Source organism: Microvirga terrae, from assembly GCF_013307435.2.
GTDB classification, from domain to species: Bacteria; Pseudomonadota; Alphaproteobacteria; order Rhizobiales; family Beijerinckiaceae; genus Microvirga; species Microvirga terrae.
Genome location: NZ_CP102846.1, coordinates 314,648 through 336,979, shown reverse-complemented (window position 1 = coordinate 336,979; position 22,332 = coordinate 314,648). Strand labels below are relative to the sequence as shown.

Annotated in this window: 18 protein-coding genes and 1 pseudogene; 4 read left to right on the top strand and 15 right to left on the bottom strand. The window is 57.1% G+C overall.

Translation table 11 applies throughout. The features are described from left to right. Positions 1-302: 302 nt before the first annotated feature. Positions 303-860, top strand: a complete 558-nt coding sequence (locus HPT29_RS26220; RefSeq protein ID WP_173946043.1) for a hypothetical protein — start codon at positions 303-305, stop codon at positions 858-860. A 915-nt stretch (positions 861-1,775) separates the two neighbouring features. On the opposite strand, the gene HPT29_RS26215 is transcribed toward HPT29_RS26220, so the two are convergent. The 9 genes and pseudogenes from HPT29_RS26215 to HPT29_RS26175 form a co-directional block, all read right to left on the bottom strand. Continuing rightward, positions 1,776-2,810, bottom strand: a complete 1,035-nt coding sequence (locus HPT29_RS26215) for an IS481 family transposase (RefSeq protein ID WP_173946042.1) — start codon at positions 2,808-2,810, stop codon at positions 1,776-1,778. 325 nt (positions 2,811-3,135) lie between these two features. Then, positions 3,136-3,475, bottom strand: a pseudogene (locus tag HPT29_RS26210) (transposase); the annotation flags it as partial. Positions 3,476-3,665: 190 nt separating this feature from the next. Further along, a complete protein-coding gene (locus tag HPT29_RS26205) occupies positions 3,666-4,070 on the bottom strand; it encodes a hypothetical protein (protein ID WP_173946041.1) in 405 nt (134 codons plus the stop codon). Positions 4,071-4,461: 391 nt separating this feature from the next. Then, a complete protein-coding gene (locus HPT29_RS26200) occupies positions 4,462-6,660 on the bottom strand; it encodes a xanthine dehydrogenase family protein molybdopterin-binding subunit (RefSeq protein WP_173946040.1) in 2,199 nt (732 codons plus the stop codon). A gap of 3 nt (positions 6,661-6,663) precedes the next feature. Then, complete coding sequence (locus tag HPT29_RS26195) at positions 6,664-7,656, bottom strand: FAD binding domain-containing protein (protein ID WP_173946039.1); 993 nt, start codon at positions 7,654-7,656, stop codon at positions 6,664-6,666. A 2-nt stretch (positions 7,657-7,658) separates the two neighbouring features. Continuing rightward, positions 7,659-8,288: a (2Fe-2S)-binding protein gene (locus HPT29_RS26190; RefSeq protein ID WP_173946038.1), complete on the bottom strand. Its 630-nt coding sequence runs from the start codon at positions 8,286-8,288 to the stop codon at positions 7,659-7,661. 779 nt (positions 8,289-9,067) lie between these two features. Next, positions 9,068-9,889, bottom strand: coding sequence for an ABC transporter substrate-binding protein (locus HPT29_RS26185; protein WP_173946037.1), 822 nt, complete (start codon positions 9,887-9,889; stop codon positions 9,068-9,070). Further along, positions 9,862-10,584 (bottom strand): energy-coupling factor ABC transporter ATP-binding protein, encoded by a 723-nt coding sequence (locus HPT29_RS26180; protein ID WP_173946036.1) that lies wholly within the window; start codon positions 10,582-10,584, stop codon positions 9,862-9,864. The genes HPT29_RS26185 and HPT29_RS26180 overlap by 28 nt, the downstream gene beginning before the upstream one ends. Positions 10,585-10,589: 5 nt before the next feature. Beyond that, positions 10,590-11,282 carry an ABC transporter permease gene (locus tag HPT29_RS26175; protein ID WP_173946035.1) on the bottom strand — a complete coding sequence of 231 codons (693 nt, stop codon included), beginning with the start codon at positions 11,280-11,282 and terminating at the stop codon, positions 10,590-10,592. A 54-nt stretch (positions 11,283-11,336) separates the two neighbouring features. On the opposite strand from HPT29_RS26175, the gene HPT29_RS26170 reads away from it, so the two are divergent. Further along, entirely contained in the window at positions 11,337-12,365 is a 1,029-nt protein-coding gene (locus HPT29_RS26170; protein WP_173946034.1) for a substrate-binding domain-containing protein, read from the top strand. Positions 12,366-12,679: 314 nt separating this feature from the next. Here the strand turns inward: HPT29_RS26170 and HPT29_RS26165 are convergent, their stop codons facing one another. Continuing rightward, positions 12,680-12,874, bottom strand: a complete 195-nt coding sequence (locus HPT29_RS26165) for a DUF6494 family protein (protein WP_259060858.1) — start codon at positions 12,872-12,874, stop codon at positions 12,680-12,682. Positions 12,875-13,561: 687 nt separating this feature from the next. On the opposite strand from HPT29_RS26165, the gene HPT29_RS26160 reads away from it, so the two are divergent. Next, positions 13,562-14,443: a formate dehydrogenase accessory sulfurtransferase FdhD gene (locus HPT29_RS26160; RefSeq protein ID WP_173946033.1), complete on the top strand. Its 882-nt coding sequence runs from the start codon at positions 13,562-13,564 to the stop codon at positions 14,441-14,443. A gap of 39 nt (positions 14,444-14,482) precedes the next feature. After that, positions 14,483-15,145 carry a molybdenum cofactor guanylyltransferase MobA gene (gene mobA / locus HPT29_RS26155; RefSeq protein WP_173946032.1) on the top strand — a complete coding sequence of 221 codons (663 nt, stop codon included), beginning with the start codon at positions 14,483-14,485 and terminating at the stop codon, positions 15,143-15,145. Here mobA and HPT29_RS26150 read toward each other — a convergent pair. From HPT29_RS26150 to HPT29_RS26135, 5 genes are all read right to left on the bottom strand, one after another. Continuing rightward, positions 15,127-16,377 carry a molybdopterin molybdotransferase MoeA gene (locus HPT29_RS26150; protein WP_173946031.1) on the bottom strand — a complete coding sequence of 417 codons (1,251 nt, stop codon included), beginning with the start codon at positions 16,375-16,377 and terminating at the stop codon, positions 15,127-15,129. The two genes, mobA and HPT29_RS26150, sit on opposite strands and share 19 nt — an antisense overlap. Before the next feature lie 96 nt (positions 16,378-16,473). Then, a complete protein-coding gene (mobB, locus tag HPT29_RS26145) occupies positions 16,474-16,971 on the bottom strand; it encodes a molybdopterin-guanine dinucleotide biosynthesis protein B (RefSeq protein ID WP_173946030.1) in 498 nt (165 codons plus the stop codon). A gap of 4 nt (positions 16,972-16,975) precedes the next feature. Next, entirely contained in the window at positions 16,976-18,946 is a 1,971-nt protein-coding gene (locus tag HPT29_RS26140) for a molybdopterin biosynthesis protein (protein WP_173946029.1), read from the bottom strand. Positions 18,947-18,952: 6 nt separating this feature from the next. After that, positions 18,953-20,191, bottom strand: coding sequence for a MoeA family protein (locus tag HPT29_RS29035; RefSeq protein ID WP_432807314.1), 1,239 nt, complete (start codon positions 20,189-20,191; stop codon positions 18,953-18,955). Positions 20,192-20,350: 159 nt separating this feature from the next. After that, positions 20,351-22,321, bottom strand: a complete 1,971-nt coding sequence (locus HPT29_RS26135; RefSeq protein ID WP_173946027.1) for a 4Fe-4S binding protein — start codon at positions 22,319-22,321, stop codon at positions 20,351-20,353. Positions 22,322-22,332: the final 11 nt, after the last annotated feature.

The following is a 22,332-nucleotide window of genomic DNA, read 5'->3' as shown; positions in this document are numbered from 1 at the left end:
GACACGGTGCGCGAGTATGCGCTGGAGACCCTCGTCGCACATGTGTCTATTTCGGTGATCGAGGAGACACACCGACAAGCTTGCCTGCGGATCAGCTTGGCCAAAAATGGCGCACATTAGTCCCTATTTTGTGTTCAATCGGGCCTGCCCCTGCAAACTCGCTGCCTTTATCCTACTTGTGGTTGGATAGAGGTAAGCCACTCTAATAGGTGCCGCCTCGAGGTTCGACCCTTCACGAGCAGGTGAATCGATCGGAGCAATTGGTCATGTTTGGTTTGTTGTACACTCTTTTGGAGGGCACCATGAAAGACCGCATTGAAAGGACGCATTGCCTCGGTCTATTGGCCAGCATTTCCATTCTATCAATTGGTGCGATTCTCGCGCCTGCGATGGCAGCGGGGGAAGGCGGAAGTGGCGAGGGCTCCTCAACCCTGCCGACCTGTCCGCGAGGGCAGGTCTACAGCCAGCAATCTCGCAAATGCGTTCATGCCCGAAGCGAAATTCTTTCTGATGATAACCTGACGGATTATGCATATGCATTGGCTAAGGACGCACGATTTGATGAGGCGCTAGATACACTCAATATGGTGCAGAACCCAAACACCGCGAAGGTGCTCAATTATCGGGGCTACATCACGCGTAAGCTCGGGCGGACAGACGAGGGCATCGGCTACTACCTCAAATCTGTGGCGTTGAACCCTCAGTACGCTCAGGTGCGTGAATACCTGGGAGAGGCTTACGTTACCCAGGGTAAGGTGGACCTCGCGAAGGAACAGTTGCAGATAATCGAGACACTCTGCGGAACACGATGCGAGGAGTACGAAGATCTCGCCGCAGCAATCGAAGCTGCACCCCGATGAGCATCACGGCTTCCTAAAGCCAAGGCGATCCGGCGCACGCACTGAGACCGTTCTAGGTGAAGGAGCACTGCCGTTGAACTTGGGCAGATTTATAAGCTGGAGTATCTGTGACAACCCAACTTGGGTATCAGCCCTGAAGGCAACCCTTGCTTCACCAAGCACTTGCTCTCCCGATGTGCTGGCTCGCAAAGGATTTGGCAACTTGGATCTAGTTACCTCAGTTGGAGCATGATGAATGAAGCACGTCTCTCAGCCTAGAGACATTGGTCAGTTACCTAGTATTTGAGGGTCCCTCGTCGGCTCGGGCTAGCGCAGGTCGGCGTAGGTATCGTCCTTTTGCGGCCGTAGGGGAGGGAGCTATGAAACTAAACCTTCGAATGACACCGTATAAGTGCCATCTTGGACCTTTGGGGCCCTGCAATCTGCTCCTGAGGCGGAGTTACAGGTCAGTATCGCGAGGTATTCCACGGTGCGCCTGCAATTCGCTTCTATGAGACTGGGAAGCATGAGGTTCTCCCCTGGGAAAGGGTCCATGTTAGCCAGCCAGGCTCGGATGAAGGATGCGTTCGGCAATGGACCACCGGCCTCAACCATGTCGACGATTACATCCTAGGCCTGTGCCCGATATCCTTGTCGAGGGGTCTTGGCACTGAAGCTGCCCCGCCATCGCTGAGGAGGTCAGTTCAGGCGTGCCCAAAGTGGGTCTCGGAAACTGTGTGGGCTATTCAAGCGGCTCCCAGGTACCTACTCTGAGCAGCGGGTTATGTCGGGGAATAGGTTGATCGTGTTGCCGGACAGCATCTCTGATTACCAAGCCGCAGCGATGATGCTCAAAGGCATGACGTGTAGTAGCTGGAACTTGATCTGACATTTGGCGTCCGAGAGTTGGTCGGGCTCATCTGTCCGATAGTGTGTTCAAGCTGCGATCATCTTCTCCTTCGCTAATGGAATTGCATCCAAGAAGGTTTGCATCGGCGTCTTGCCAAAGCACCACCGACCCTGGTGCGGCCGCTCCTCATTATAACTCCGAACCCAAGCATCGAGATCAGTCTGGAGTTCGGCGATCGAGCCATAGATCTTCTTGCGGAACGCCACACGGTAGAACTCATCCAGCACCGTTTTGTGGAAGCGCTCGGCGATGCCGTTCGTCTGCGGGCTCTTCGTCTTGGTACGGGTGTGATCCACGTCCTCGACCGCCAGATAGAGCTCGTACTCATGGTGTTCGGGATTGCCGCAGTACTCGGTGCCGCGGTCAGTGAGCACGCGACACAGCTTCACCTCGTGAGCATCAAAGAACGGCAGGACACGGTCGTTGAGCAGGTCGGCCGCGGTGATCGGCGTCTTGCGGTCGTACAGCTTGGCGAACACCACCTTGGTGTAGGTGTCGATGAAGGTCTGCTGGTAGATCCGCCCCACTCCTTTCATGGTGCCAACGTAAAAGGTGTCCTGCGCCCCACAGTAGCCGGGACACTCGCTCTCGAACTCGCCGTGCGCGTCCTTCTCGGCCTTGGCCTTCTCCAGGGCTGCCACTTGGCTCTCGGTCAGGATCAGGCCTTCTTGCGCCACCTTCGCTTCCAGGGCTTTGAGCCGCTTCTTCATCGTCTCGAGATCATGTCGCTGCCACACCCCACGCACGCCGGCCGGCGAGATCGAATGGCCGCGCTTGCGCATCTCGTTGGCAATTCGGATCTGGCCGAAAGCGGGTTGCTCCAGGGACAGCTCAACGATGACGGCCTCCACCTCCGGTGGCGTGCGGTTGGCCAGGAGCGGCTTGCGCCGGGTCAGCTCCTGCAGGGCCAGTTCGCCGCCGGTCTCATAAAGCTCCTTGAAGCGGTAGAAGCTGTCGCGGGAATAGCCCATCATGTGGCAGGCTTGGCTGACATTGCCGAGCTGCTTGGCCAGCTCCAAAAGGCCAAGCTTGGCGCGGATGATCTTCTGCTCGTTGGTCATGGCGGTGCTCCTTGGGAACGCCGAGGCCGGGCGCTGCGCACCCCGACCGCTCCGCGCCCGGCCTCGGCTCATGCCTCAGCCTAACGACACCGTCTGTCAGATTAAGTCCAAACTACTTCACATGACGGCCCGGGACCTCCTCCCACGCATCTGTAGGGTCAAGGAAAGCGACGCCATCCCGTTCTACGCGGCAGCCGGCGGGGTTGAGTTCCCTGCCTCAAGACCCTTGGTCTGAGTGTGAAATTCCGCTAATCCCCTTGAGCAATAGGCCTACTCGACCCCAACATACTCGTTTAGAAGGGTTCGCCGTATGTGACACGCCCCATTCACGAGCATCTCGCTTAGCTTGAGACTCCCTCTTTTCGGCGAGCCGCTGGCGCCTTCAGGTGTGCCCACACGCTCGCCAGCGAGGAACGCCATCCCGGAGCTGGATCCCACATTCCTGAACAAAGCTCAGCAAGCGCTTCCAGACGCCAGTTTGTGTCCAGCGGATGAAGATCTGGGCTGTGCGCCGCTAGCGGCCAGTTCCTCCGGGGCAGTCCGCCACTGGGCTCAGTCTGATGCCGCCACAGGATGGCCGAGAGGGTACGCCGCAGGTCTTGTGGCGGGGTCTTACCTTTTGGCCGACAGGCTTCAATCAGGGGCTCCAGAAGAGCCCATTGCACGCACCAGTATGTCTGCGAATCAAAGAAACGGCCGATGCCTCCGACCACACACGCCAGGGCGCATCAAAGGTCACGCGCAGACTTTACGCAGGTGCGTTTCGACCTACAGGAAAGCCCTCTCGACCACATTCATCGCGCCAAACTCCGGCGGACCCACGATCGAGTCAATGCTCAAAAGCTTGACCTGCATTCACATTGTGCAGTCGGCAGCGCAGCCAGATTTCACCCTGCATATTGCCTTCTTCGCGCTCACCGTGAATTTGCTGACATGTTCTGCAAAATGAGGATTGTGGTAATCCCGATAGCTGCGAGGCTCATGACCGCTCGCCAAGTAGCCATGTTGGGTAAAGACAGCCCATGCACCAGCACAATACTTAAAATTGTCAGACAAGCGCATCCCAGATGCTGTCACCACAACGTGAGATCGGTCAAGATTGGCTGCGGTAATGAGAACAACCACGACATAGAGGACCGCGATGGCAAACTCGAAAGTAGTCAGCGTATCGACAACGAAAACGCCTAAAGCTGAAACGAATGCGGCCACGGGCCAGCGAAGAGGCGCCTTCTTCCTTGTCGCATGCATTTCATGGGTCATCGTGCATTGATTTGGTGTCTGAAACAGGCTCTCTGAAGGGAACTAGAGGCAGCTCAGCACCAAATCTCCACTTTCCGAGTTGCGGGATTTCGGTAACGAGCTAATTGTGATCTCCTACTGCTCACTCTTGAGGTTGAGCAAAACTGCCGTGGTTGTCCCATAAAGCCCACGGTCACGAACTCTTCTTTGCTATCTCGGCACGCCAGGGAAGATCCATTCCCTCAGGCACGCTTATAGCTCCATTTCGCTCAAGCCTTTTGTAGTTGACCAACAAAGGCCGTCGGTGACTTGGGCCGCTCCGTTCGTCGCGTTCGGATCCTTGTCAAACCTCGTTACGTCGGGGATACCTACTTCGTGGGCTGCCCGCGCTGACATGGCCTCACAAGGTCTATCAAAGTAAGTGCTCAATTCGGATCGGCAGTTCACGGACACGCCGTCCCGACGCGTGATACACCGCGTTGGCTATAGCTGCCGCGACCCCGACCATGCACACCTCACCGAGACCCTTGGCACCTGCGCTGTTGAAAGTCGTGTCGGGCTTATCGATAAATTCCACCTCAATTGAGCCGATATCCGCATTCACTGGCACTAGGTACTCCGCAAGATCGGCATTTAAGAAGCCGCCATACCGCGAATCGACCTCACTTGCCTCACGTAAGGCAGCACCAATTCCCCAAACAACACCACCGCGAAGTTGACTGGCAGCTGTACGCGGGCTCATAACGCGACCACAATCAGCCACACTCACCACACGAGGCACCCTGATCCGCCGCGTGCTAGGCTCTATCTGCACTTCCACGAAGTGAGCGATATAGCTGAATGTGACGTAGCTTCCGAAAACCGGTCCACCTATGGAGGGCAGCCCCGCTCGGAGCCGGTCGAAAATTGCATCCGGCTGGCCAGGTGCTTTCCTCCGAACCTCTACCTCAAGCGACTGTCGTCCGCTAGCTTTCAGGATTTCCGCGGGGGACCGACCGGCTCGGGGACCACACGCGATCGTCTCCAGGGCCTTTAGCATTGCATCACCTGCGTCCTCGGCGGCTGGAATAGCGGAAGCAGTACCCCAGGAGCCGGCGGTGAGGTGTTGCGGGGCGGAACGGGTATCCCCAACCACCACGGTCACCGTCGTGGCGGGAATACCGAGCTTACAACTTATTGCAGTGGCGAGTGCAGTCCGGATGCCTTGCCCCATTTCATGTCCGCCCACACTAATAATGACATCGCCTCCATCAGTTACCTTCAGATGGGCGATTGCCGGCACGATGATTCCAGGATAAGCCCCGATCGCTACTCCCCAGCCGATTTCAGTGCCGTCGGAAGATTGCATGGACCGAGGTGCCATGGATCGGTTCGCCCAACCGAAACGATCTGCGCCTCGACGAAGGCACTCGGCCACGTGACGGGATGAAAAGGGCAGACCAGTGGCCGTGTCCGTAGTGGTGTCGTTGGCTAGCCTCAGCGCCACCGGATCCTGGTTCAATGCATACGCAAGTTCATCTACGCAGGATTCCATGGCAAAGCAGGCCGGATGCTCAAACGGAGCGCGCATGTAGCCTGGCGTCTGCACGTCAGTACGGACCAGCCTCTCCACGCCGCGAAAAGTCGAGAACCCATACAAGCGCGCGCTGGTTGCCGTGTATTCTCCAGGGAAGAGGTCATGACGCGACGTCTGTGCATCAACCTCGTGAATGGCCGCAATCATCTTGCCGGTCTTGTCTGCACCAAGGCGGATGTGGTGCCGACTCGCAGGGCGGAAACTCGCGTCATGGAAAACGCCTGCGCGTGGAACGACAAGCTTTACTGGCCGTCCTGTCTCTCGGGCCGCAACGGCTGCGAGGACAGTTTGCATCTGCAAGGAGTTTTTCTGGCCAAACCCGCCTCCAGCGAAGGGCGAAATCACTGCGACGTTTTCGGGATTGAGCCCCAACCCCAGTGCAACACCGTGACGGATAGCTTCAGCGTTTTGGGTCCCTTCGTGAATAGTGAGCTTGTCGCCATCCCATTCAGCGACCGTGGAGATCAGTTCAATTGGGTTTTGGTGCTGCGGTGGACAATTGATGGTCGCCTCAATCGTGACCGAAGCTTCTGCGAGAGCTTTATCGGGATCACCCGCGATAATCTCAGGGATGAAATTTTTGAGCGGCGTTTCAGCTTGTTGGACGATCTCTGTACCCATGGCGTCGAGTGTGACGCTGAAGGGCTCCTCCATGTACTCTGCTTCGATAAGGTGCGTGGCCTCCACCGCCGCTTCGAGTGTATCGGCTGCGACGAGCGCGATCGGTTGGCCACGATAAGCAATGGTCGGCGACAACATGGGTTGAAAACTCTGGAAGCCATAGCCGCCACCCATAATGAATCCGCTCGACTTTACAGCAGTCATGCCTTCGTGAGTGAGCACGAGCCGAACTCCAGGCACCCGACCGGCAGCCTCCGTATTGAGAGTGACGACGTAACCCTTTGGGATAGTTGAAATAGCCAAGGCGGCATGTAATAGCCCAGGCCGAGTATCGTCCGCTGCGAAGATCGGTTTGCCACGGACCTTGTCATAAGCATCAACACGGGGAATATCTGGGAAGGACAGTTTGCTCATGGCTCATGTCCTGTGCTTGGCGATCATCAGGGCGTCAGCGACAGTGCGCACACCCAGTTCAATGCGGAACACGTTGTCGCGTCCTGGGTTAGCGCCCTGCAGGGCCGTCTCACCCGCTTCGCGGGCAGCCCGCGATGTGAGCACCTTTCCGCAAAGCGCCTGCTCGGCGGCGCGAGCCCGCCAAGGTCGGGTGGCGAGCCCGCCTATGGCAATGCGTGCTGCGCGAACCCTGTCACCATCGACATCCAGCGCGACCGCCGCTGATGCGAGCGCAAATGCATACGACTCCCGGTCACGGATCTTGTGATAGGTTGACGCGCGTCCTGCCGCATCCTTGGGTACACGAATACGGAGGATCATCTCGTCCGGACCTAGATTCGTCTCAATATGAGGTTCGTCTCCTGGTTCACGGTAGAGTTCCTCCACCGTGATCGTACGTTCCCCCCTTGGCCCCAGGACGTCGATTGTGGCATCGAAGGCAACGAGTGCGATAGCTAAGTCGCCAGGATAGACGGCTGTACAAGCATCGCTGCCCCCGAGTAGTGCTTGGCCGCGGTCGAGGCCATGTTGCGCCGCGCATCCGCTGCCCGGCTTGCGTTTGTTGCAGGGAAAGGGTTCGCCACCGCGGAAGTAGGCACAGCGCGTGCGCTGCAAGAGGTTCCCACCAAGCGTCGCCATGTTGCGGAGCTGCTGCGAGGCTGCTCGCCAGAGTGACTCGGAGAGCGCCGGAAACTCAGCCACAACCTGCGGATGAGCTGCAACGTCGCTCATTCGCGCGAGAGCCCCCAAAGTCAGCTCGGCTCCACCAGCGTCGATGCAGTCCAGACCCTCAAGGCGGGTGATGTCGATGAGGTGTGTCGGCTTCTCAACATTCAGTTTCATAAGATCATAGATCGTGGTTCCACCGGCCAGAAGCCGCGCACCAGGTCCACCTGCCACAATGGCACTTACCGCCTCAGCCGCTGTCGCTGGCCTAGAATAGGTGAAGGGATGCATGGTTAAGCCCCTCTTATCTTCGGCGCGGCATCCTCAATAGCAGCGACAATTCCAACGTATGCGCCACAGCGGCAGAGATTTCCGCTCATATACTCCCGGATCTGCTCCGGCGAGTTCGCGTGACCCTCAATTACACACGCAATGGCAGCCATGATCTGACCGGGCGTGCAGTACCCACATTGCAATGCATCGTGATCGATGAAGGCTTGTTGCATTGGATGAAGGCTGCCATCGCTGGAGGTGAGCCCCTCGATTGTCAGGATATCTCGACCATCAATCTGGACAGAGGGCATTAGACACGAGACAACGCGCCGTCCGCCAACGTGGACCGTACAGGCACCACACTGCCCGTGGTCACATCCCTTCTTAGCGCCTGTTAAACCAAGTCGCTCGCGGAGGAGGTCAAGTAGCGAGGTGCGTGGGTCAAACACAAGATTGTGGAGTTGCCCGTTCACTCGACAGCGAACAGTTGCCTCATCACTCCCGACCGAGTTGGTAAGACTTACGTTAGCGGGTACTTCGGGACCAGCAGTTGCGACTACAGGTGGCACAACCGGGCGAGCAGTACTATAATCCAGCCTGGGTTCTCTGGCCTCATCAACCGAAGACTCAGCGACATTGCTATCAGCCATACCTTTCCCCGTTCCTGCTACGCTCTAACACGAAGGATGGGCCCCCAATCGCTGCCGACTGGTTCTCCGAACTTTAGCGAAAGCGGATCGCCGTCCCAGGGAAGGCTCTAATGCTAACCGCTAGCCACAGTATGTGCTTTTCTGAAATTGCGGGACAACTCCGCGTGATCTGACGCAAACATGCCGTCGACCTCCGCCCTAGTCAGAGCGTTTGCCAACCACGCGACATTAGACTGGAATCTGGAGCAGATAACGCATTGAACCCTACGACGATTAAAGTTCACCTCCTGTCATGCGGTTTGATACGAATGTGAGACAAGATGTTCACTTTACTTGGAAGAAGCCCACATCGCGCAGGGTAAAGCCTTCAGCAGTTATTTAATGTGCATCCATGACACAGGTCCATTGCACGATGGTATAGGTGGCACCACTGTTTTGGCTTCGCCACCAAGAGGCGTGATTTAGATGCTGCCCGAGGTTGCCGCCTTGGGACAGAGGGGCGAGTTCCACGGTAGCATTGAGAGCGGGGGTTGAACGTCCACTCTGCCGGACTGACATGCGGTTCCGGACGAATGAAAGTGCAGAGGCGGGTGGGGCGGAGAACACAACACGCGACGCTTCGTTCTATAGCGGGCAGAGCAGGTGTTCCATGTTGACAGATGCGAATATTCCCTCACGGCCTTGCTCGAAATGGCGTTGCGTAAAGGGCCTAATTTGCCGGATCTGGTATCAGACCCCTTCTTTGCGAGGCTGATGAGTGGAGCGATCATCAGCGTGCCTCACGAGCGCTCCGGTCTTGCATTGGGGAAGAAGAGCTGATCGCCACCGATCTTGTAATCGGCAATAGTCCGCTGACCCTCAGGCGACACGAGCCAATTGATGAAAGTCTGACCATCCTCAGCCTTCACGTGGGCATGTTTCACCGGGTTGACCAGCATGACGCCATACTGGTTGAAGAGTTTCTGGTCGCCTTCGACCAGGATTGCGAGCTCGCCCCGATTCTTGAACGACAGCCAGGTACCGCGGTCAGAGAGCACATAGGCGTTCTGCGCCGAGGCGGTGTTGAGGGCAGGGCCCATGCCCTGGCCGATCTCCTTGTACCAGTCGCCATTCGGCTCCACGCCGGCATCCCTCCAGTATCGTAGTTCCGCTGCATGGGTGCCTGATTTGTCGCCCCGCGAGATGAACGGTGCCTTCGCCTCCGCCACTTTCTTAAGGCCATCGAGGATGTCTTTGCCGCTGGCTTTCGCCGGATCGGTCTTCGGGCCTATGAGCACGAAGTCGTTGTACATGACCTCCTGCCGCTTCGGGGCAAATCCTTCGGAGACGAACTTCTCCTCGGCAACTTTGTCGTGCACGAACACCACATCCGCGTCACCCCGCCGACCGATATCGAGGGCCTGGCCGGTGCCGACCGCCACCACCTTCACGTTAATGCCGGTGGCCTTCTTGAAGGCCGGCAAGAGGTAGGCGAACAGGCCCGATTGCTCGGTCGACGTGGTCGACGCTACGGTAATTGAGCGCTCCTGCGCCTGCGCAAGGGGCAGGACAAGGAAGCCTGTGGCAGCAACCGTCAGCAGGCAGCGGCGAAGGATGTCCATGGCAGTTCTCCCCTGATGTAGGCCCGGGCCTCTGATGTGCGCGGTGTAGTAATAATGGCCTCGGCATTGCCATGCTCGATGATCTTCCCCCGAGAGAGGACGAGCACGTCTCTAGCGAGACGCGCGACCTGCCCAAGATTGTGCGAGACGAGCAGAATCTTCGTGCCATCTTGCGCCGCGACTCTGATAATTTCCTCAATGGCCGCCGTCGCGGCCGGGTCGAGGCTTGCTGTCGGCTCGTCGAGGAGGAGAAGCTCTGGATGGATCACCAGAGCCCTGGCCAAAGCGAGGCGCTGCTGCTCGCCGCCGGAGAGCTTGCGGGCTGCGTCGTCGGCCCGATGCAGGAGCCCAACCTCATAGAGGGTGGCGTCCAGCCGTTCGGCCGCTTCCTGGCGCGACAGGCGTAGCGGCATTAGGGCTAAGGCGGCGTTTTGCCGAACGCTACCGCGCACGAGCGCTGGGCTCTGGAATACAAAGGAACGTCGGACGGCTTCCGGTGCTCTGTCGCCGAACTTAACCGAACCGCCATCAGGCCGCAGCAGGCCGTCGATGAGGCGCAGGGTCACGCTCTTGCCGGCGCCGTTCGGCCCAATGATGGCAGTGATCCCGTCTGACCCAATTGTGGCCGACAGGCCATCAATCACTGGTCGCCCCTGCGGGCGGAAAACGAGATCCTCGATGATGATCCGGACCATTCGGATCACCCGTAGGCACGCATGGCGTACCCGCTCAGAACGGATGCCAGACCATTGATAAGGATCACGAGGCCAATGAGGACCAGTCCTAGCGCCAGTGCAAGGGGTAGATCTCCCTTCTGTGTTTCCAGGGAGATTGCCGTCGTCATGGTCCGCGTGAAGCCGACGATGTTGCCGCCAACGACGAGCACGGCGCCCACCTCAGAGATGGCCCGGCCGAAAGCGGCAAGGATTGCGACAACCAGGGAGAAGCGGGTGTCGAAGATCAGCGTTCGCATTCGCTGTCCTGGCGAGAGCTTCATGGAACGGAGCTGCTCCCCGAGCTCCTGATCTGCATCCTCGACGATCTGTCGGGTGAAGGCCGCAATCAACGGTGTCACGAGGATCGTCTGCGCGGCGATCATGGCGGCTGGCGTGAACAGGACCCCAAGCGGCCCAAGTGGACCAGAGCGGGAGAGCAGAAGATAGACAAGGAGACCTACCACAACAGCGGGCAAGCCCATAAAGGCGTTCACGAGCGTAATCGCGATCTGGCGTCCGGGGAAGCGCGCAGTGGCCACTACGGCACCCAGCGGCATCCCGATGAGCGATCCGATCAGAACCGCCAGGAGGCTGACGCGCAGGGACAGGAGGGCGATCGATACCACGTTCCAGTCTAGTGCCCCGATTAACTCGATGGCCTCTACTATGGTGTCCATGAACTCAATATATGCTATGAATTACGGACCGGTTCAATATGAGATGACTTGCATATGCGGGTGGAACTCAGGCTTAGCGGTTTCGTCTTGGTGAGCGGCGAGAAGATCGCATTGAGCCGGACTTATGCGCTCCTTGACGGAATACGCAATGACCAGTCAATCCGCGGCGCTGCAGATCGTCTTGGGTTATCCTATCGATCAGCTTGGGATCACGTACTCAATCTAGAAAAAACCATAGGGCGGCCCGTGGCGATCAAAACAAAAGGTCATGGCAGCGCCTTGAATCAGCTGGGGAATGCTCTCCTCGTGGCCCTTAATGAGACTTTTAGTTCTTTCGAAGTCGCGCTATTGCGTGAAGAGCACGCGCTAGCGATGCGCCTCGAGGCACTTCTGGAGAAGGCGCCAGTTTCGGGCCGCCTCGCACTGAGTAATGATCCACTTTTGATGAGTGTTCTTGGCGAAATCCGCTTAGTCGAGGCAACAGTGGTCGGGAGTCGGGAAGCGGTTGAGTGCCTTCTCGCCGGTCGGGCTGAAGCAGCAGGGTTCCACGTAGGTGACCTCGATCCGCGATCGACCCCACCATTTGACCTGCTGTTTCATGACAGGCGCTACATAGTGCGACCGCTCTTTTATCGCGAGCAAGGATTAATGCTTGCAGCGGGCAATCCTCTCTCGATCTTCAGTGTGAAGGATCTCACCCGAACTGGTGCCAGATTCGTAAACCGGCAGCCTGGGTCCGGCACGAGGCAGTGGTTCGACCGATTGCTTAAGCAGGATGATCTATCTCCATCGGGCGTTGTCGGGTACGATCAGGAGGAGTTCACCCACCAAGCCGTAGCAGCTGTAATCGCGTCGGGAGCGGCCGATGCTGGTATGGGGGTGCGGGCTGTTGCTGAACGTTTCGGCCTCGCTTTTACAGCCCTAGGACGGGAGGTTTATTATATTGCAGCTCAACCGGATCTTTCAGATGTAGTGGACCTAGTGTGCAGTCGCGCAGCAGCGAAATGCGAGGCCTTTCCCGGATATGCGGTGCTGACCCCCACGGATGAGCATCAATGGTACAGATCGGGTTGCTACCGATAGCGCGAAAGTACCTACTGAGCGATCCTGCCTCCGGTATATGCATTCGCCATTAAGGACCGGCGACTTTGGGGATGCGGTTATCGAGCAGTATCTCTCTTGGATAGGGGAGAGGCAAACCTCTCTGCACACAACCATCTGAAGCAACGGCTGATCATATACTGTTTCAGGAAGAAAGGCGATTGGGCTGCCACCCGTGTTTGCCACGAAGATTGTACTGAAGGCTGCTGTAGCGTGCAATGCGCGAGCTGGCTGCCGAAGCGGAAGGGATAGACATCGGAACTGCCCTCTCACTACGGTGTCCAACCGCATGGAACTCAACGGAGTTCGATTGTTGTCTCCACAACATGATGCCACCCCGGCAAATCCTCAGAGGTAAGAGCCATGCGAAGCCGGAGCTTTGGCCCAGCGATCGTCGCATCGCGAACGACACGCTCAATCTCACGCTGTGAGGTCACGCCCACTTCCCGAAGAAATTTCCGGATCGCTACGCTAAGGTGCTCTTCATCCATAGAAACCTCCTATATTTCATAGGTCCAAAATACCACGAGACGGGTTTGGTACGCTACTTTGCTTCGCTCACCTTGCAGGACCAATAGTCGTAACGGCTGAGACGAATGTAGAACGGCGAGGCACTGTCGGTACTTGGTTCGTCGTGGATCGCGAACCTGCGCAACTGCCCGTACTAAGCAAGCGGATCTCCACAATACAGCAACAGCGGCCCAGGTTCACACCTCCATGGATCTCGTGCCGCGCAAAGCACTCCCAGAGGCGGAGCACCCCGGCCATGGTATTGATCACATCCCAGCCTTCCATTCTCGATCAGGGAAACCTGGCCTGATATTGACGCATCGACTAGCAAATCAACGGGCTCACAATTCGAATTGTAGCAAGAGTAGCACGGCCTGCTCCTCACTGGTCAGACTCTATACCGATGTATAGATGCGCATCAGTAACAAATGTCGATACTTATCTTATGCCATCAAGCCTCTGCGATGCGAGTCGCGGCAAGAGCTAAAGTACTGACCCTTGTGTCCGCCAGCCTTGGGCTTGGCTGTCGGCTACCATCTTGGCGGGCACTGGTGTCGCATCTCGAGGCCAATGCCTCAGGACTTGCGCGACCGGGCCGCCGCTCATTCTTTAGCACCTGTTGTCAACGCGTCTGTTGGCCGGGCATGTGAGTACATTGGACGAAGTCAATGGCTGAGAATAGGCGAAAGCTCCTCGTGTGTCCCAATCCATCCGACCGACGACTCACAGAGCGCGTGAGCGGCCAAAATGAGCGTGGAGAGATAATTGAGACAAGCGTTCCCGTGGAGCGAGCGCTCACACTATATCTCAACAGTCAGGAAATCGTCACAATGATGACGATCAACGATTATCCTGAATACCTTGCAGTCGGGTACTTGCTCAATCAACATATGCTCAAGCCTAACGATCATGTAACCGGGGTAGACTATGACGACGAGTTGGATGTGGTCGTCGTCCGTACAGAAACAAGAACCAACTATGAGGAAAAGCTCAGGAAGAAAACCCAAACTAGCGGTTGCGCTCAAGGGACTTCTTTCGGCGACTTGATGGAGGCTCTGGACACGATCAACCTTCCGCAGGCGCCTTTTCGGACATCGTGGCTCTACCGGCTGACACATGCGATTAACACTATACCGTCCCTCTACTTGGAGGCCGGCGCGATACACGGCTGCGTGCTTGCCTGCGGCGACAAGCCACTTGTCTATATGGAAGATGTTGGCCGACACAACGCGGTTGACAAAGTTGCCGGCTGGATGTTTCGCCACTGCGAGAGTGGAGCCAACAAAGTCTTCTACACGACTGGCCGACTAACGTCTGAGATGGTGATCAAAACAGTGCGCATGGGCATTCCAATACTAGTATCCCGCTCTGGGTTCACTGCCTGGGGCGTGCAGCTTGCCCGCAGGACTGGGCTTACACTCATCGGTCGAGCGCGCGGCAAACGCTTCGCAGTTCTCTCGGGAGAGGATCGGATTATCTATGATCAAGACCTTGCATACGTCGAGGAACAATCTGTTAAAGGACGCCAAAGCCAATCCCATGACGACTAAAGCATCAATCGTCTACCCATCCGCACCCCTGAGGGCAAAATGAAAATGAGCAAAAGCGAGGATCCTCTCACTCTCGGCGTTGTGTTGGCAGGGGGCTTGTCACGGCGCATGGGCGGTGGAGACAAGCCACTTCGCATGCTGCGAGATCGCACCCTTCTCGAGCATATCATAGGGCATCTGAAGCCTCAGTGTGCTGAACTGATACTGAACGCTAACGGTGATCCTGCCCGCTTTATGACTGCTGGACTTGTAGTCGTCCCAGATAACATTCCCGACTTTGTGGGGCCACTCGCCGGCATCCTAGCGGCATTGGATTGGACTGCACTGTACAGACCTAGTATCGAATGGGTGGTGAGTGTCGCCGCAGACTCGCCATTTCTTCCAGGGGATTTTGTCGCACAACTGCACTCTGCCAGACGCCGATGTGGAACGCCGCTCGCCTGCGCGTGGTCGGGCGGACGGACACACCCGGCAAACGGCCTCTGGCCGGTCACACTCCGTGAGGATCTACGTAACGCGCTTACTCACGAGAAGATACGCAAGATCGACCATTGGACCGCACGCTACGGCGTCGCTCATGCAGATTGGCAATGTTGCCCCGTTGATCCCTTCTTCAACGTGAATACACCTGATGACCTGGTTGAGGCGGAACGACTTACCAACCGGGGTGTGGACATGACTGGCTATAGCAACTCTGCATAAGACAGGAAGCCAACCGGGTCTCCAGGCTCGATGCGTGTGGCATGCTCAGGCAGTTCAAGAAGGCCATCCGTTTGCGTGAGCGAGGTGATAACACCGGCTCCATCGCTCGGATGTTTCTGTGCCTCGACCGCGCCGTCACGGCTAAAAAGGCGAACGCGTACATACTCCCTCCGGCCTGCTTTCTTTTCATAGGAGAAGCCGGAAACCACTGTGACCGGATACGGCGGTTGGTACTCCTCGCCCGCGAGTCGTGCAATGAGCGGACGCGCTAGGAGCGCAAACGTGACAAATACGGCGACCGGATTACCGGGCAATCCGATGAAGGGCGTTCCACCTGCAACTCCCATCGCAACCGGACGCCCCGGCTTAATGCTGACTCGCCAGAACACGAGCGATCCTACACTCGCAACCGCTGCTCTGACATGATCCTCGTCCCCTGCCGATACGCCTCCCGAACTGACTAGGAGGTCGTGCGTGTCCGCTGCTGCGACAATAGCCCTCCTAACGGCGGCCTCTGAGTCTGGAAGTATCCCAAGATCTGTTACCATACAGTTGGCGCGTTCTAAGAGGGCACGCAACATGAACCGGTTGGCGTCGTAGATCTTAGACACCTCCAGCGGCCGACCAGGCGGAATGACTTCGTTACCGGTCGAGAATAGCGCGACCCTTAGCTGATGTCGTACCACTACCGTCGTACGTCCGAGGGCCGCCAGCAGCGCAATGTCCGAGGGTGATAATCGCCGCCCAGCTCTCAACGCGATAGAGCCCCGCTTTAGATCTTCACCGGCCAGACGGCGGTTGGCACCACATCTGAGCCCTTTAGGCAATCTAACGTTCTCTCCGTCTTCCGTAGCATCTTCTTGCATAAACACCGTATCAAACTGTGCCGGAGTTGGGGCGCCAGTAAAAATTCTTACGGCGCTCCCCGGCGGCAGATCAACATTGAGCTGAGCGCCGGCTGTCACTCGCGCAGCGATACGCATATAGCTTTCGCCCGAGGCGTTTAGGTCAGCATACCTAACCGCATATCCATCCACTGCCGAATTATCGAAAGGGGGTAGGTCAACCGGCGCGAGGACGTCCACAGCGAGGATCCGACCATCAGATGCTTCAATTGGGATGATGACACTATCAGTGACAGAGCTGATGCGCTCGGTGATGAGACCGAGGGCATCAACAAGTCGAATCACCTCCTGTTGGCAGACGAAGCAGTCATTCGAAAGCTGAGCCATGGTTGAATCTCACTATTGCACATTCTCTCTCATCGGTTGCTCCGTCAGCAAGAGCGTGGCGATCTTGACAGAGTCATTTGGACTCGCAATCGCCTCTTAGATCGTCATAGCCAGCGCTAGTACGCGTTCGGCGATCGAGGTGACATCGTTTAACGCGAGGACTGGGACCTCAGCTCCCGGAATCTCGACGTCTGAGGCGACAGCACGTACATTGGAAAGTTTGGTAAACAATAATGGCTTTCGGTTCCCCGCTCGATAGACCTCGATCTTTGGATGGTTATCGCGCTTGAAGCCTTCAACAATAACAATATCAACCGGCGAAAGCCGCGCCAGCACATCTCGTAACTCAGGCTCAGTTTCGTCCCGGAGCTCGTGCATCAACGCCCATCGTCGGCTCGACGATACTAAAACCTCAGTAGCGCCAGCAGCGCGATGTTCAAAAGAGTCTTTACCTGGTTTGTCGACCTCAAACGCGTCGTCAGCGTGTTTAACAGTCGAAACAGTGAAGCCGCGTCGGTTGAGCTCAGGAATTAGCTTGAGGGCAAGAGTTGTCTTCCCTGCGCCACTCCACCCCGCAAGTCCGATAATGCGCATCCCCCTACACCTCACTAGACCGCCGAAAGCCGAGTCGGCGGAGTTCAGCATGAACTACAGAACTATCAAGAGCTTCAATGAAAGCCCCTACAGCCGGGTGGTAGCGCCGCTCGGATACCAACACGAAATCGTAATGCTCTTCCGCAATTGGGATGAACTCCAGGCCGTATGCTTCAGCCACGGGCACTATTGCGATACCCCAGTCCGCGTTTCGATGTGCAATTGTTGCAGCGACCGAATTATGTGAACGCGGCTGCTTCCAGTATCCAGTCGGCGTCGCGCCCTTCAGCATCTTGTCGACCAATATGCGAGTCCCTGAGCCCTGATTTCGGTTGACCATGTGGCAGTCTGGGTCCGAGAGCGCTGTCGCCAACGCCATCTCCGGACCTGCTCCATCAAAGCGGACATCTCCTTTCCGGAATATTAGGCCTTGCATGCGCGTCCATCCCTTAATCAGCTCAAGACCAGGGGAAACATAGCTGCAATTGTAGAGGCCGGTGGTCGGGTCCATCAGATGGATCGGAGCCACATCGCATTCGCCTCGTCGTGCAGCCGCGAGCCCGCCAAGGCTTCCGACAGCTATGAGGCGGACGATGTGCCCTGAAGAAGTAAGATGGTTGACAACCATATCAAGCCCTAAGCAGTGACTCCCAGTGATTACGAGGTCTGGAATGCGCGAGCGGCTGGAAAGAAGAACCACGTCGGCGCTTGTACCGGCAGGCACTGCATCCGCAAGGGCGTCGACACAGAGAAACCCGTCGGATTGGGCAAATGTGGAAACTGAACCGGATCCCTTATCCAGCGGGTAGGCAACAACGCCGTTCTCACGCTCAACAAGAGACACCATAACGTACTCTGTCCGCCCGAGCTCCGATGGCACATGAACCGGCACGTTTGCAGAGATGTGTGCACGACGACGCTCTGGCAAACCCGCCAGGCGGCTGATTAATGGCGCTACAACATCAAAGAAGGTGAACATCGCCGAGGTCGGAAAGCCTGGCAAAACAATGACCGGCTTGCGGTCGCAGACCGCGAGGCATAGCGGCTTGCCTGGCTTCACAGCCACACCATGCACGATAATTCCTGGAGGACCGAGATCGGCAAGGAGTTTATAGGTTAAATCGCCAGCCCCTTTCGACGTCCCTCCAGAAAGGATGACCATATCACACTCAGCCAATGAGTGCATGATTGTTCCACGTAAAGCCGCTTCGTCATCGCATACTATGCCATAATTGGCCGGTATTCCGCCACTCTCGGACACCGCCGCACAGATCATGGGATTATTGGAGTCGTAAATCGTACCCGTCCTGAGCGGCATGCCTTGGGCCACAAGTTCATTGCCCGTCGCGATCACACCAACGCGCGGTCGTCGGATTACAGGAACTTTATCGACTCCACACGCCGCTAACATGGAGATCTCACGCGATCCAATGACTGCGCCCCGTCTTAGCACTGTCTCGCCACGAACAATGTCAGAACCGGCAAACCCGATATTTTGGCCTGGGCTGACTGGACGCTGCACCACAATTTCCGCGTTGGGCGTCAGCGTCGATGCTTCCGTGTGCTCTATCATCACCACGGCGTCCGCACCTCTCGGAATAGGTCCTCCCGTTGCTATTGCAGTCGCAGTACCAAGAGAGACAGCAATTGTCGGAGTCGTCCCAGCGGAGATGATCTCTTGGTTCAGCTGCAAGTTTGCAGGCGAGCTAATAGAAGCCTCCACGAGATCTGCAGCTTGAACTGCAAATCCGTCGACGAGAGAACGATCGAATGGCGGCACATCCATCGATGCTATAATCTCATCATCTAGCACTCGCCCAAGTGCATCCGAAAGATTGACCTCTTCCCGACCAAGAGGCGTAGGGGCTAGTGCAGCCTCAAACCTCATCACTGCTTCGTCACGCGACAAGACGGTTAAGAATTGTTGCTGCTGTAGAGCCGTACTGGTGACGACATCATCCCGCTGTTCAATCATGACAGATCACCAGAGCGCTTGTGCTTCAACGACTGTGCCAACAGCGATACCCTCGCTGCTAGGCGGAATCATAATCCAAGCATCGGCCGCCGCTATTGCGGACAGACTAAGATCTGCAACCGCGAGAGGTTCAAGCTCACCATTCACGTTGCGCAACAATGCAACATCGCTCATCCCGACGGCTGATACAATCTTGCGGGTTACTCTGCCGCGATGTAATGGGCGCTCCGCCGCTGCCGCGAGATACATGCTGAGGCAAGGCTGGGCAACTGTGAGCATCAGCGCGAGGGCAGCCTCCATTTGAGACGGAATCAACAGTACGGGGATCTCGTTGACAATGCCGCAGCCGCCAGCCTCGCCTGGTCGCACAGCCAGTCCGTACGCAATAAGAGCCCCCACTCCAGCCACCGAACTGGACCTGACATCAGATCGCCAGAAGCCGGATCCGCCAATAACGACAATCAAATCGGCCCCTGGCTCTCCGAGTGCAGCCGCAAGATCCGCTCGACCGCCAAAGCCGGAGGGCGCTGACACGAGAGATCCGGCTCGCCTCAGGAGCGTTGCCACCAACGTACATAGGGTTTCGTTCGATTCCGGCGCAACCAGAAGGCGAGTCCTAAGCTGGCGAACCGCGCAGGTCTCTACTCCAGCAGCTAACCCGCAGGCGATGTCGATTGACCGAACCCGTTCACCTCCATTACGTAGAACTGCCGCCTGTGCCGCGTCTCCTCCTGGCAAACGGGTACTCTCGCTCGGAGCAATGCATTGGCAAATTTCTACGACGCCGTTCTCAAGCGAAAGCGCATCGACAGGCAGAACAGCATTACACCCCACAGGCAATGTGTCTCCCGCGGCAACCATGACCGGCGGTTTGTTTAGATAGACAGGATTGAATGACGAGGCTCCAACAGTATCGCAAGCGCGAACGGCGTAGCCGTCGCGGAGCGCCGTCCGGGCCCGTGGAACATCTGTCGCTGCGATGACGGGCTCTGCAAGAACAAACCCTTCCGCGTCACGAAGATTCACCTCACAGCTGGGAACCGGCCTGATGACTCTCATCAAAGCGTCAACTGCACCCGCGAGTGAAAGCAACTTCTGAGCCTCACGCCGCTCTGTGACTAGAGTTCCGCTGGGTAACGCAGAGCGGCCCGGTTCACCTACATCAAACCGCAAATCTATTTCCCCTTTCACGGTCGAGAACAGCCGCCCACGAAGTCGTGAGAAACTGTCTCGATGCTGTGACATCCACCGGCCCCAACAACTGCGAGACGAACGGAATTGCGCCCGCGGTATACGTCAACCCGAGGTCCTCAATCACTCTGAAGCACCACTTCAATGGCATCTGAGAACCCCTACCCGGATTGACCCTCACCGAGAGGATTCGGGCAACTCACCAGAGCCTGATCAGTTACCGATCTTGTCTCCGTTGGGCCTGTGCATATCACTCTCCACCTTATGCGCATCGAAGCCGGAGTTGGCTATATCCTCGGCTCGGCAGTGATCACACATCCTGAGCATGTTAAGCCGGCCCTCACCTTCGATGCCAGAGAACATCCAATGACCCGCCTGTAGCCTGGTGATGACCCTCTCAATCGATGACCGCGTTCCGAATGCATTGCCGCATTTCACACAGCAAAATGGCTCCTCCTGCTTCATGATACGCGCTGGGGCGCCCCATGCGGCAAAGTCGATCCGCGGCACTAGCTCAATCGCATCCTCAGGACAAGTCGCGGCGCACAAGCCGCATTGCACACACAGTGCTTCCGTGAAGCGCAGCATTGGCCGCTCAGAATTGTCGGAGAGCGCATGCGTGGGACAAGCTGTGACACACGATAGACATAGCGTACATCGGCCACCGTCGACGTCTATGCCACCGAACGACGCGCCGGGCTCGAGCGGAACCTGTTCAATGGGACGTGGCGCGAACCGGCGCAACTCCTGTAGACTGAACTCCAGGACATGACGCTTGCGCCCGCTTGGAAGGAAGGTGGCAGGTACTGGCGGAGGTGTACCAAGTGGACCATTGACAAGCTGAGACGACAATTCGTCCGGGTCATCGGTCTCAACGACGCCTACTACCGGAGAACCGTCCCTCGCTCCGTAACCAAGCGACCGGAGCAGGGCATCGGCGGTGGAGATTGTCTGCCGGAGCGCCTCAATGCCGTACCTCGGTCTTGCATGAACTAAGAATCGCACTGCACATACGCCGTATGCAAAAAGGGCAGCAATTACTTCGAGCCCGACCTGGCCCACTTCATGCACTTTTACGGGAAGCACGTTTGCCGGAAGTCCTTCTCTAAATCGAGCGAGTGCATCAATCAGAGGCTCGCCGTGACCGCTGTCATGGAAAAGAATCACTGCGTCGCGTCCGCCTGCTGCGTGGAAGGCGAGCACAAGCCTGCGAAGCTTCTGAATCAATGCATCAGATGGCGGAAGTGTGTAAGCAGCAGCACCGGTCGGGCAAACCGACGCGCAGTTGCCGCAACCAGCGCAAATATTGTGATTTATCTCGATATGATCCCCGGCAGGAGAAATCGCGCCCGTTGGGCATATATCGAGACAGCGAGTACATCCGGTAATGTGAGAACGTGAGTGAGCACATAGCTCAGCACGAAAATCTACGAACTGGGGTTTATCAAAGTCGCCCACGAGCTGGACAGCCTCGAAAAGCGCACGTTCAACCGCCACTTGATCGAGCGGCTCGGCACGCAAATAACCGAGTCTTAGCTCATGTGCCGAGAAGAGCGGGGGACCACCCGACACATCAATGATGATGTCACATTTCGAGATGACCCCTGATCGCGCTGGACCAAACATAAGCTTACTACGCGACGACGGCAGTGCAACTGCACAGTCGTCAACACAAAGATGGAATGCTCCGAGATGTCCTTTCGCCGACGTGATAGTACCGCTCAGTATTGGAAACTCGTTGACGCGCGCAGGAACAGTATCACTACCATCAGATAGCAGGACCGTTACATCGAGCTGCTCCGAAATCCTGGTTGCGATCGAAATCGCCAGCTCGCCATTCCCATAGACAAGCGCAACACCGCTGCTGGTCAGCGTCACGAGCGGAATCGGAGGCAGTTCCTCGGCAGCGGACGCAAGAATTGCCGCCATTTTTGGCCCAGCCGAAGCGGCATCCTCCGACCAACCGGCCGTCTCACGGACGTTAGCACAGACCACCTTGCTCTGCGAGCCACTCACCGCCGCCGTTTGCGCAAACAAGGGAGCTTCCTGCGCGCAACCCACGACCGTTTGTTCACTGGATGACACAACCGCTCTGAAGCGATCGAGCTCCTTCCGACAGAGCTGATTGGCGAACTCAAGCTTGCCGCCACATCCACGCTCCAGCGCGGCCTTGTCAAGGGGCATCGTTCCTTCAC

Excerpts from the sequence above, each read along its gene's own strand:
- HPT29_RS26180 (WP_173946036.1), bottom strand. The coding sequence starts at position 10,584 with ATGGTCCGGATCATCATCGAGGATCTCGTTTTCCGCCCGCAGGGGCGA.
- HPT29_RS26170 (WP_173946034.1), top strand. The coding sequence starts at position 11,337 with ATGCGGGTGGAACTCAGGCTTAGCGGTTTCGTCTTGGTGAGCGGCGAG.
- HPT29_RS26160 (WP_173946033.1), top strand. The coding sequence starts at position 13,562 with ATGGCTGAGAATAGGCGAAAGCTCCTCGTGTGTCCCAATCCATCCGAC.
- HPT29_RS26200 (WP_173946040.1), bottom strand. The coding sequence starts at position 6,660 with ATGAGCAAACTGTCCTTCCCAGATATTCCCCGTGTTGATGCTTATGAC.
- HPT29_RS29035 (WP_432807314.1), bottom strand. The coding sequence starts at position 20,191 with ATGTCACAGCATCGAGACAGTTTCTCACGACTTCGTGGGCGGCTGTTC.
- mobB (WP_173946030.1), bottom strand. The coding sequence starts at position 16,971 with ATGCGCATTATCGGACTTGCGGGGTGGAGTGGCGCAGGGAAGACAACT.
- HPT29_RS26220 (WP_173946043.1), top strand. The coding sequence starts at position 303 with ATGAAAGACCGCATTGAAAGGACGCATTGCCTCGGTCTATTGGCCAGC.
- HPT29_RS26135 (WP_173946027.1), bottom strand. The coding sequence starts at position 22,321 with ATGCCCCTTGACAAGGCCGCGCTGGAGCGTGGATGTGGCGGCAAGCTT.
- HPT29_RS26140 (WP_173946029.1), bottom strand. The coding sequence starts at position 18,946 with ATGATTGAACAGCGGGATGATGTCGTCACCAGTACGGCTCTACAGCAG.
- HPT29_RS26150 (WP_173946031.1), bottom strand. The coding sequence starts at position 16,377 with ATGGCTCAGCTTTCGAATGACTGCTTCGTCTGCCAACAGGAGGTGATT.
- HPT29_RS26190 (WP_173946038.1), bottom strand. The coding sequence starts at position 8,288 with ATGGCTGATAGCAATGTCGCTGAGTCTTCGGTTGATGAGGCCAGAGAA.
- HPT29_RS26165 (WP_259060858.1), bottom strand. The coding sequence starts at position 12,874 with ATGGATGAAGAGCACCTTAGCGTAGCGATCCGGAAATTTCTTCGGGAA.
- HPT29_RS26215 (WP_173946042.1), bottom strand. The coding sequence starts at position 2,810 with ATGACCAACGAGCAGAAGATCATCCGCGCCAAGCTTGGCCTTTTGGAG.
- mobA (WP_173946032.1), top strand. The coding sequence starts at position 14,483 with ATGAAAATGAGCAAAAGCGAGGATCCTCTCACTCTCGGCGTTGTGTTG.
- HPT29_RS26185 (WP_173946037.1), bottom strand. The coding sequence starts at position 9,889 with ATGGACATCCTTCGCCGCTGCCTGCTGACGGTTGCTGCCACAGGCTTC.
- HPT29_RS26175 (WP_173946035.1), bottom strand. The coding sequence starts at position 11,282 with ATGGACACCATAGTAGAGGCCATCGAGTTAATCGGGGCACTAGACTGG.
- HPT29_RS26195 (WP_173946039.1), bottom strand. The coding sequence starts at position 7,656 with ATGCATCCCTTCACCTATTCTAGGCCAGCGACAGCGGCTGAGGCGGTA.
- HPT29_RS26205 (WP_173946041.1), bottom strand. The coding sequence starts at position 4,070 with ATGACCCATGAAATGCATGCGACAAGGAAGAAGGCGCCTCTTCGCTGG.